11 protein-coding genes are annotated in these 9069 nt (G+C 75.3%); 3 read left to right on the plus strand and 8 right to left on the minus strand.

Annotation, left to right across the window (positions count from 1 at the left end; all coding sequences use genetic code 11):
• The coding region (locus tag AB0C69_RS32255) for an excinuclease ABC subunit UvrA (protein WP_360358744.1) at positions 1-2184 on the minus strand (2184 nt) is incomplete at its 3' end.
• Between the two features lie 82 nt (positions 2185-2266).
• Here AB0C69_RS32255 and AB0C69_RS32260 point away from each other — a divergent pair.
• Entirely contained in the window at positions 2267-3073 is an 807-nt protein-coding gene (locus tag AB0C69_RS32260; protein ID WP_360358745.1) for a TetR/AcrR family transcriptional regulator C-terminal domain-containing protein, read from the plus strand.
• Positions 3074-3154: 81 nt separating this feature from the next.
• Positions 3155-3814, plus strand: coding sequence for a hemerythrin domain-containing protein (locus AB0C69_RS32265; protein ID WP_360358746.1), 660 nt, complete (start codon positions 3155-3157; stop codon positions 3812-3814).
• A gap of 32 nt (positions 3815-3846) precedes the next feature.
• Here AB0C69_RS32265 and AB0C69_RS32270 read toward each other — a convergent pair whose 3' ends face one another.
• Genes AB0C69_RS32270 through AB0C69_RS32300 form a run of 7 tightly spaced genes read right to left on the minus strand, consistent with a single transcriptional unit; the run spans position 3847 to position 8298 of the window.
• Positions 3847-5658, minus strand: a complete 1812-nt coding sequence (locus AB0C69_RS32270; RefSeq protein ID WP_360358747.1) for a complex I subunit 5 family protein — start codon at positions 5656-5658, stop codon at positions 3847-3849.
• Positions 5655-6008: a cation:proton antiporter subunit C gene (locus tag AB0C69_RS32275; protein ID WP_345181837.1), complete on the minus strand. Its 354-nt coding sequence runs from the start codon at positions 6006-6008 to the stop codon at positions 5655-5657. Before AB0C69_RS32275 ends, AB0C69_RS32270 begins: the two co-directional genes overlap by 4 nt.
• Positions 6005-6727, minus strand: a complete 723-nt coding sequence (mbhE, locus tag AB0C69_RS32280) for a hydrogen gas-evolving membrane-bound hydrogenase subunit E (RefSeq protein ID WP_360358748.1) — start codon at positions 6725-6727, stop codon at positions 6005-6007. Before mbhE ends, AB0C69_RS32275 begins: the two co-directional genes overlap by 4 nt.
• Positions 6724-7122 (minus strand): DUF4040 domain-containing protein, encoded by a 399-nt coding sequence (locus AB0C69_RS32285; protein WP_360358749.1) that lies wholly within the window; start codon positions 7120-7122, stop codon positions 6724-6726. The genes mbhE and AB0C69_RS32285 overlap by 4 nt, the downstream gene beginning before the upstream one ends.
• A 6-nt stretch (positions 7123-7128) precedes the next feature.
• Positions 7129-7419 carry a monovalent cation/H(+) antiporter subunit G gene (locus tag AB0C69_RS32290; protein ID WP_360358750.1) on the minus strand — a complete coding sequence of 97 codons (291 nt, stop codon included), beginning with the start codon at positions 7417-7419 and terminating at the stop codon, positions 7129-7131.
• A 13-nt stretch (positions 7420-7432) separates the two neighbouring features.
• Positions 7433-7699, minus strand: a complete 267-nt coding sequence (locus tag AB0C69_RS32295; RefSeq protein ID WP_360358751.1) for a monovalent cation/H+ antiporter complex subunit F — start codon at positions 7697-7699, stop codon at positions 7433-7435.
• The gene (locus AB0C69_RS32300) at positions 7696-8298 is read right to left on the minus strand and encodes a hypothetical protein (protein WP_360358752.1); all 603 of its coding nucleotides are present in this window, start codon (positions 8296-8298) and stop codon (positions 7696-7698) included. The genes AB0C69_RS32295 and AB0C69_RS32300 overlap by 4 nt, the downstream gene beginning before the upstream one ends.
• A 228-nt stretch (positions 8299-8526) precedes the next feature.
• Between AB0C69_RS32300 and AB0C69_RS32305 the strand changes: the two genes are divergently transcribed.
• Entirely contained in the window at positions 8527-8952 is a 426-nt protein-coding gene (locus AB0C69_RS32305) for a hypothetical protein (RefSeq protein WP_360358753.1), read from the plus strand.
• Positions 8953-9069: the final 117 nt, after the last annotated feature.

The following is a 9069-nucleotide window of genomic DNA, read 5'->3' on the forward strand; positions in this document are numbered from 1 at the left end:
GATGATCCAGTCGGCGTGGGCCATGACGGCCTGGTGGTGCTCGATGACGATGACGGTGTTGCCGCCGTCGACGAGCCGGTCCAGCAGGGCCAGGAGCTGGTCGACGTCGGCCAGGTGCAGGCCGGTGGTGGGCTCGTCCAGGACGTAGGTGGCGGCCTTCTCGGCCATGTGGATGGCGAGTTTGAGGCGCTGGCGCTCCCCGCCGGACAGGGTGGTGAGGGGCTGGCCCAGCCCGAGGTAGCCCAGGCCGACGTCGGCGAGGCGGTCCAGGACGGCGCGGGCCTGGCCGGTGGTGAAGAACTCGCGGGCCTCGGCGACGCGCATGGCCAGGACCTGGCTGATGTCCTTGCCGCGCAGGGTGTAGGTGAGGACCTCGGCGGTGTAGCGGCGGCCCTGGCACTGCTCGCACACCGAGGCGACGCCGGCCATCATCGCCAGGTCGGTGTAGACCAGCCCGATGCCCTTGCAGGCCGGGCAGGCGCCTTCGGAGTTGGCGCTGAACAGGGCGGGTTTCACGCCGTTGGCCTTGGCGAAGGCGGTGCGGACGTGGTCCAGCAGGCCGGTGTAGGTGGCGGGGTTGCTGCGGCGGGATCCGCGGATGGGGGACTGGTCGACCACGACGACGCCGTCGCGGCCGGGCAGGGACCCGTGGATGAGGGAGCTCTTGCCCGATCCGGCGACGCCGGTGACGACGGTGAGGACGCCGAGGGGGATCTCGGCGTCGACGTCCTTGAGGTTGTGCAGGTTCGCGCCCTTGATGGCGAGGTGCCCCGACGGCTCGCGGACCTTGTCGCGCAGCCGGGCGCGGTGGTCGAGGTGGCGTCCGGTGAGGGTGCCGGAGGCGCGGAGCCCGGGCAGGTCGCCGGTGTAGCAGATCCGTCCGCCCTCGGCGCCCGCGCCGGGGCCGAGGTCGACGACGTGGTCGGCGATCGCGATGGTCTCGGGCTTGTGCTCGACGACCAGGACGGTGTTGCCCTTGTCGCGCAGGCGCAGCAGCAGGTCGTTCATGCGGGCGATGTCGTGGGGGTGCAGGCCGGCGGTGGGCTCGTCGAAGACGTAGGTGATGTCGCTGAGGCTGGAGCCGAGGTGGCGGACCATCTTGACGCGCTGGGCCTCGCCGCCGGACAGGGTGGGGGACTCGCGGTCGAGGCTGAGGTAGCCCAGGCCGATCTCGACCAGGGAGTCCAGGGTCTCCTGGAGGGCGGCCAGCACCGGCGCGACGGACGGCTCGGTGATCTCGCGGACGACGGCGGCCAGGTCGCTGATCTGCATGGCGGCGCAGTCGGCGATGTTGAGCCCGCCGATGCGGCTGGCGAGGGCGGCCTGGTTGAGGCGGGCGCCGCCGCAGGCCCCGCACGCGCTGAAGGCGACGGCGCGCTCGACGAACGCGCGGATGTGGGGCTGCAGCGACTCGGTGTCCTTGTCCAGGTAGAGGCGCTTGACCTTGACCAGCAAGCCCTCGTAGGTGGTGTTGATGCCACTGCTCTTGATCTTGGTGGCGGGCTTGTGGAGCAGGTCGTCCCACTGGGCGGGGGTGTAGTCGCGCAGCTTGGCGTCGGGGTCGAACAGCCCCGAGTCGGCGATCACCTTCCAGTACCAGGACCCGACGGCGAAGTTCGGGACGGTGACGGCGCCCTCGTTGAGGGACAGGTCCCGGTCGACCAGCTGGTCCAGGTCGATGCGGGAGGCGCGGCCGAGCCCCTCGCAGTCGGGGCACATGCCCTCGGCGTTGTTGAAGCTGAACGCCGAGGAGGTGCCGGCGTGCGGCCGGCCGATCCGGCTGAAGATGATGCGCAGCATGGTGTGGGCGTCGGTGGCGGTCCCCACGGTGGAGCGGGAGTTGGCGCCCATCCGCTCCTGGTCGACCACGATCGCGGCGCTGAGGTTGCGCAGCGCGTCGACGTCGGGGCGGCCGACGCTCGGCATGAAGCCCTGCACGAACGCGGTGTAGGTCTCGTTGATCAGGCGCCGCGACTCGGCCGCGATGGTGCCGAACACCAGGGACGACTTGCCCGACCCCGACACCCCGGTGAACACGGTCAGGCGGCGCTTGGGGACGTCCAGGCTGACGTCGGCGAGGTTGTTCTCCCGCGCGCCGCGGACCTCGATCACGTCGTGGGCGTCGGCGGCGCGGAGCCCGCCGGCGGGCGGCTCGGGCTGCGCGGTCGTCGGCTGGAGCGGCATGGGGGGCTTCCTCACTCGCTTGATATCTTAGGGCGTAAAGAGATCCTCGATTTCGATAGTTTATGGCATAAGGAGATGCAGGTTGGTCGTCTTCGCCGGGCAGGGCGATCCACGCCGCTCGATGGACCTGCTGTGGCGCGGCGCGCAGGCGCCCCGCACGGGGCCGGGGCCGCGGCCGGGGCTGAGCGTGGAGATCATCGTGGACGCCGCGATCGCCGTCGCGGACGCCGAGGGCATGGCGGCGCTGTCGATGCGCGCGGTCGGGGAGCGGCTCGGCCGCACGGCGATGGCCCTGTACACCTACGTGCCGGGCAAGGCCGAGCTGGTGGACCTGATGTACGACCGCGCGCTGGCGGAGCTGCCCGGCGGCTACGACGCCGCGGACGGCTGGCGGGCGGCGCTCACCCGGTGGGCGCGGGACTCCTGGGAGTTCTACCTGCGGCATCCGTGGATGCTGCAGGTGTCGCAGGCGCGGCCCGTGCTCGGCCCGAACGAGTACCGGGCGCTGGAGGCGCTGCTGGGCGTGCTGGCCGCCACCGGGCTGCCGGCGCGGCGGGTGCGGCGCGCGGTGTCGGCGCTGTCGAGCGTGGTGCGCGGCGCGGCGCAGACCCTCGCCGAGTCGCGGCAGGCGGTGCGTGCGACGGGCCTGTCGGAGGAGCAGTGGTGGCACGGCCGGGCGGGGGCCCTGGAGGCGCTGGCGCCGGGGTTCGCCGAGTGCTTCCCGCTGGTGGCCTGGCTGAACTCCGAGGACTCCCTCGGCGACGCCGAGGACGTCCCCTACCTGGAGCAGGCGGCGCGGGAGGCGTTCGAGGGCGGCCTGGCGCTCGTCCTGGACGGCATCGCCGCCGCCATGGCAGCCGGATCGGACGGCGGAGGGGACGGCGGCTGACCAGGTGGCGCGGGGCGTGTGACGTGGGTCTCTCGGGGGCGCCGGACGTCACATCGGGGCCGCCGGAGCCCTCCTATGGGTATGGAGACCTTCGCAGGTTCGGAGACTTTCGCGACGCGGCCGCGGGACATGACGTGCCGCACCCTCCTGTACGCCGCCCACCAGGCGTTCCGCCGGGACCTGGACCGGCTCGCGGCGGCCGCGGCGGCGGGCAAGGGCCGGGCGGCGCACGTGCGCGCGGGCTGGGAGAACCTCAAGGAGCAGATCCGGCTGCACCAGGAGCTGGAGGACGGGTGGCTGTGGCCGCGGGTGGAGCGCGCGGTGGCGGGGCGCCGGGCCGAGCGGGCGGTGCTGGAGGAGATGCGCGCCGACCACGCCCGCCTGGCCCCGCTGGTCGCCCGCGTCGACGCGGCGATGAACGGCGCGGCGGGGCAGGGCGGTGATCTGCCGGCGGCGGTGCGCGAGCTGCGCGAGGCGCTGGAGCGGCATCTGCGGCACGAGGAGATGAGCGCGCTGCCGCTGGCGGAGTCGGTGCTGTCCGGTGCGGAGTGGCGGGCGCTGGCCGGGGAGGCGCGGGACCGCTGTGCGGCGGGGACGCCGCTGTTCGTCCCTTGGGTGGTGGACGGGATCGGCCCGGTCGAGCGGAGCCGGTTCCTGACGGCGTTGCCCAAGCCCCTGCGGGAGCTGAACCGGGTGATGTGGGAGCCCCGCTACCGCAAGCGCCGGCTCTGGAGCATCTGACCCGCCGGAGGCTCCGGGGAGCTCCGGGGCGGTCAGAAGCGGGTGGTGAGCAGGGCCAGGACGGCGACGCCCGCGGTGAGCCAGGCGGCGTAGTCGCCGACGTGGCCGGAGTGCAGTTCGTGCAGGCGGCGGGTGGCGGCGCCAACGGCGCGCCCCCGCGGGGCGCGTGCGGAAGGGGCCGCTGAGGGGGTGCGAGCGGCGCGGCGGACGCCGGCGGCGGCCACGGCCAGTGCCAGCAGCACGGTGACGGCCGAGCCGGCGAGGCCCGCGGCCGTCCAGGGCTCGGCGGGCGGCGCGTGGGGGTGGGTGAGGCGGCCGTCCAGGACGAGGGCGGCGTAGGCGTCGCGGTCGGCGAACAGCGCGGCGGCGTCGGCGACGGGCCCGCCGGGCAGCAGCCCGATCGCCAGGCCGGCGGCCAGCAGCGCGACGGCGGGCGTGACCATCACCCAGGGGATGGACGTGAGGGTGACGGGCGTCTCGGGGCCTTCGTGCTCGTCCTCCTCCGCTGGTCCGTTCTCGCCTGGGTCGCGGCGCGGATGCATGCCGCGCCACACCACGAGCCACACGCGCAGGACGGCTCCGGCGGTGACGGCGGAGGCGGCGATGGACAGGGGCGTGAACCACCACCAGCCCTGCTCCAGGACGGCGTGCTCGGTGACCGAGTGCCCGGCGAACAGCCCGGAGGGCGGGAGCCCGGCCAGGCACAGCCCTCCGGTGAGGACGACGGCGCCGGTGACGGGCATGACGCGTCCGCGTCCGCGCAGGTCGCGGGCGTCGACGGTCTGGTACCGGTTCAGCAGGGCCCCGGCGGCGAGGAACAGCGCGCCCTTCACGCCGGCGTGCCCGGCCAGGTAGTAGGCGGTGCCCGACAGCGCCGCGGGGGTGCCGGCGGCGACGCCGAGCAGGAGCAGCCCGGCGTGGCTGATGGTGGAGTAGGCCAGCAGCCGCTTGATGTGGTGCTGCAGGACGCACATGACCGCGCCGAGCAGCGCCGCGGCGGCGCCGAGGACGGCGACGGCGCGCAGCGGCACCAGTCCGGGGAACACGGCCCAGTAGGTCCGCGCGACCCCGTACACGCCGAGTTCGACCATGACGCCGGAGAACAGGACGCAGACGGGGGTGGGGGCGACGGCGTGGGCGTCGGCGAGCCAGAAGTGGAAGGGGACGGCGGCGGCCTTGACGAGGTATCCGGTGCAGATGAGCACGAACGCGGCGGTGATCAGGGCGCCCGGGCGGCCGTGGTGGCCGGTGCCGGCGAGGTGGCGGCCGATGGCGGCCAGTCCGAGCTGCCCGGTGCGGCCGTAGACCAGGGCGATGCCGGCGAGGGTGAGGTAGGCGCCCAGGGACTGGACGATGCCGAAGTTGAGGGCGCCGTGGACGGTGGCGGGCTCCTCGGAGCGGTAGCCGGTGAGCGCGAACGCCACGACGCTCATCAGCTCGAAGAACACGAAGGCGTCGAAGAGGTCGCCGGTGTAGACGAACGCGCACATGGAGGCCAGGAACAGCAGGATGAGCGCGTGGAAGACGGCCTGGATCTCGGTGAAGTAGCGCCAGGAGAACGCCAGGGCGGCCAGGGTGAGGGCGGCGGCGACGCAGGCGAGCGCGGCGGCGAGGGGGTCGGCGGCCAGGGGGATGCCGACGCCGGTGGCCGGGCCCCAGCCGCCGAGCCAGGCGACCTGGGGGCGGTGGGGGGCGCGGGCGAGGGTGAGGCCGGTCAGGGCGGTGACGGCGGCGGCGGTGGCCAGGGCGGTGATGTCGACGGCGGGGCGCGGCAGCCACCGTCCGGTGGCGGCGAGCAGGGCGGCGACCAGGACTGGCAGCGCGACGGTGGCCTGCAGGATCACGGTTCGAGGGGGCGCAGGGCGCCGGGGTCCAGGGTGCCGCGCCGTTTGGCGACCTGGACGGCCAGGGCGAGCAGCAGCGCGGTGACGGTGGCGCCGACGACGATGTCGGTGAGGGTCATGGCCTGGACGACGGGGTCGGTGACGGGCCCGCCGGCGGGGGGCGGCGGGCGGTCGGAGAACACGGGGGCGGTGGCGCCGGAGCGGTACCCGATGGCCAGCAGCAGCACGTAGGTGCCGGACTGGGTGACCGACAGGCACACCACGGCGTGCACGAGGTCGCGGGTGGTGACGATGCCGTAGAGGCCGGCGAGCATGATCCAGCCGGCGGCGAGGTAGGGGACGGTGCTCATGCGGGCTCCCGCGGGTCGCCGGTCCCGGGGTGCTCGCGGACCAGGAGTGCCTGTTCGAAGAACTTGCCGAGCAGCAGGACCGAGGCGCAGCCGACCTCGATCCCGACGGCGGTGTTGAGGGCGGGGACGCGCACGGCGGGGGAGGCTCCGGCGGCGGCCAGGGCCAGCAGGACGAACGCGGCGGCGGCGACGGCCTCGGCGGACTCGAACACCGGGATGGGCCGCAGCCGCTGCAGGGCGGGGTAGTCGCCGGCCAGGTAGAGCAGGTGGATCGCGGTGCCGAGGACGACGCCGCCCTGGAAGCCGCCGCCGGGTGACTGGGCGCCGTGGGCGACGATGTAGACGCCGGTGAGCAGGGTGAAGGGGAGCAGGAGGTGGCCGACGACGCGCAGCGCGTCGGAGACCTCGGCGGGCCCGTGCCGGTGGGTGGTGCCGTCGCTCTCGTCCTCGCTGCGCACGACGCGCAGCAGCGCCACGGCGGCGAGCGCGGCCGACAGCAGGATGAGCTCCTCGCCGAGGGTGTCGAAGGCGCGCTGGTCGAAGTTGACGGAGGAGACGGCGTTGGAGGTGCCGCGCCGCAGGGCCTGGTGGACGGCGCGGTCGGAGTAGGGGTGCAGGGGGCCGCCGAAGGCGGGCAGGCCGAGCATCCCGGCGGTGAACAGGGCGGCGGTCCCGGCGGCGCCGGCGGCGAACAGCGAGACGCGGGTGCGGGGCCTCACCGGCGCGCCCGCCCGCCGCCGCGGCCGTGGCCCTCCCCGGCTTCTGTTCCGCGCCCGCCGTTCCCGCCGTTCCCGCCGTTTCCGTTGTCGCGGTAGCCGCGGGTGGCGTGCAGTGCCAGCACGACCAGCAGCGGCACCAGGACGGTCCCGACGCCGATCTGGGACATCGCGACGTCGGGGGCCTGCAGGACGAGGAACAGCAGGCCGAGGACCATCCCGTAGCCCGACAGCACGATCGCCTGGCGGACGGGGTCGCGGGTCAGGACGACGGCGGTGGCCATCAGCGCGGCCAGGGCGAGGGAGACGGCGATGAGGGCGTCGGACAGCGGCCCGGTCAGCGCGTCCGGCGCGGCGGCCACCAGCGCGGGCACTGGAGCGGTGAGGACGGTGGTCACGGCGGGTCACTCCGTCCGGCCGGCGCGTTGGACGGCCTGCCCGGCGGTGCTGATCGTGGCGGGGCCGGTCGCGGCGAGCAGGACGGCGATGACGGCGAGTTTGGCGACGTCGTGCCAGGACGACCAGGGGCGCAGCGCCAGCCCGGCGATGAGCAGCGGCGCGGCCAGGACGGTGACGGGCGCGACGGCGTGCAGGCGGGCGGCGGCGCCGGGGGTGAAGGGCAGCCGCAGCCCGGCGGCGACGGCGAGAGCGGTTCCGGCCCAGGTCAGCGCGTCGGCGAGCAGGTTCAGGCTCATCGGGGCTCCCCTTTCACAGGGTCCGGCTCAGGAAGCGGGCGAACACCAGGGATCCGGCGAACGACAGCAGCGCCAGGACCAGGGCGACGTCGAGGTAGGCGGGCCGGCCGTAGGCGGCGGCCAGCAGCAGCAGCGCGAGGGTGACCAGCGGGCCGGTGACGATCAGCCCGGCCAGCCGCCCGGCGGGCCGGCCGCGCAGCGTGGCCAGCAGAACCGGCGGCAGCGCGCCGATCATGAGGACGAGGGCGGGGATCGCGGTGCCCGCGACATCGGTCGTCACCGGTCGCCTCCCCGGTCGCCTCCGGCGGGCGGGAAGCCGCGGGCGGCGCGGTGTCGGGGGTCGTCGACGAGCCCGGCGCGCCGCAGGCTCCGCTCGAACGGCGACGGACCGGTCAGGCGGTGCACGCGCAGCAGCGCGCGTTCGGGGTCGACGCCGCCGACGTAGGCGCCGGGGGAGGCCGACATCAGCAGGGTCGCGGCGCCGCGGCCGGCGGGGCCGGGCGGGCAGGCCAGCGTCGTCCAGTCCCCGCCGGACGCGCCGCGCGCGGTGATGCGGGCGGTGTCGGCGACGACCTGGGCGGGCAGCCGGGCCAGGGGCGGGAGGAGGCGGGCGGGCGGGACGGCGGGGGAGGGGCCGCGGTCCTCGGGCGGGCGGGCGGCACCGGTGGCGAGCAGGACCCGGCGCGCGGCGACGGCGGCGGCGGCGCCCGCGGCGGCCGCGAGGGCCCCGACGGTGATCTCGGTGAGGGAGATGGCCGACACCAGGGCCAGGTACACCGCCAGCAGCGCCGTCCACCAGGCCAGCGGCTCGGCGGCGCGCCGGGCGGGGCCGGGTCGCGGCCGTGGTCCCGGCGCGCCCGGCGGCTCATCGGGTGGCATGGGGTTCGGCATACCCGGAGCGAGGGTTCCAACCGTCGGCGGCGGCCGCCCGCCGCATGCGGGGCCTGCCGCGCCGGGCGGCGGCGGGGCGGCTCTCATGTTTGCGGTGGCCGGGTGGGGTACGCCGCGGTACGGCCGACGAACGCGATTCTTCGCCGGCGGGGCGCCGCGCCCGGTGCGGCGCCCCGCCGGTTCGGCAGGAAGATCCCCCCGACGGAAGGACGGATGATGGAGACCCCCTCGGTCCCGGGCAACGGGTCCGGACAAGCGAGCAAGAACGTCAGCAGGGCGGCGGGCAAGGCGGCGGGCACGGCCGAGGCCGCCGGCACGGGCGCGAAGAGCACCGCCAAGGGCACCAAGGCCAGCGCCAAGAGCACCAAGGACACAGCGAAGGGCACGGCCGAGAGCACCGCGAAGAGCACCGCGGGCACCGCCAAGGGCGCGGCGCAGAGCGCCAAGGGCACCGCGCAGGGCGCGGCGAAGACGGCGGGGACCGGGGTGGCGCGGGCCGGCGGCCAGGTGGCGGCGCTGCCCGGCCGCGTGGCGGGCGTGGCCAAGCTGCTCACGCTGGGCCGGTTCCTGAAGGCGGTGCCGGTGGCAGGCGCGGCCGTCGCCGGGATCGTCGTCGGGCGCCTCTCCGCCCGCAAGCGCTGACCCCGGCGTTTCGCGAGTCTTTCGACGAGGGCGATGTGGACGCGGCGTTCGTGCGCCTGCCCGTCGACCGCGAGGGCCTCCACGTGATCCCGCTCTACCTGGAGACGACCGTCGTGG

The sequence above is a fragment of the Actinomadura sp. NPDC048032 genome, assembly GCF_040653175.1.
Taxonomy (GTDB): Bacteria; Actinomycetota; Actinomycetes; order Streptosporangiales; family Streptosporangiaceae; genus Spirillospora; species Spirillospora verrucosospora.

Bases quoted from the DNA above. Each gene is read 5' to 3' on its own strand.
- AB0C69_RS32265 (WP_360358746.1), top strand. From the start codon at position 3,155: ATGGAGACCTTCGCAGGTTCGGAGACTTTCGCGACGCGGCCGCGGGAC.
- AB0C69_RS32275 (WP_345181837.1), bottom strand. From the start codon at position 6,008: ATGAGCACCGTCCCCTACCTCGCCGCCGGCTGGATCATGCTCGCCGGC.
- AB0C69_RS32290 (WP_360358750.1), bottom strand. From the start codon at position 7,419: ATGAGCCTGAACCTGCTCGCCGACGCGCTGACCTGGGCCGGAACCGCT.
- AB0C69_RS32300 (WP_360358752.1), bottom strand. From the start codon at position 8,298: ATGCCACCCGATGAGCCGCCGGGCGCGCCGGGACCACGGCCGCGACCC.
- AB0C69_RS32305 (WP_360358753.1), top strand. From the start codon at position 8,527: ATGGAGACCCCCTCGGTCCCGGGCAACGGGTCCGGACAAGCGAGCAAG.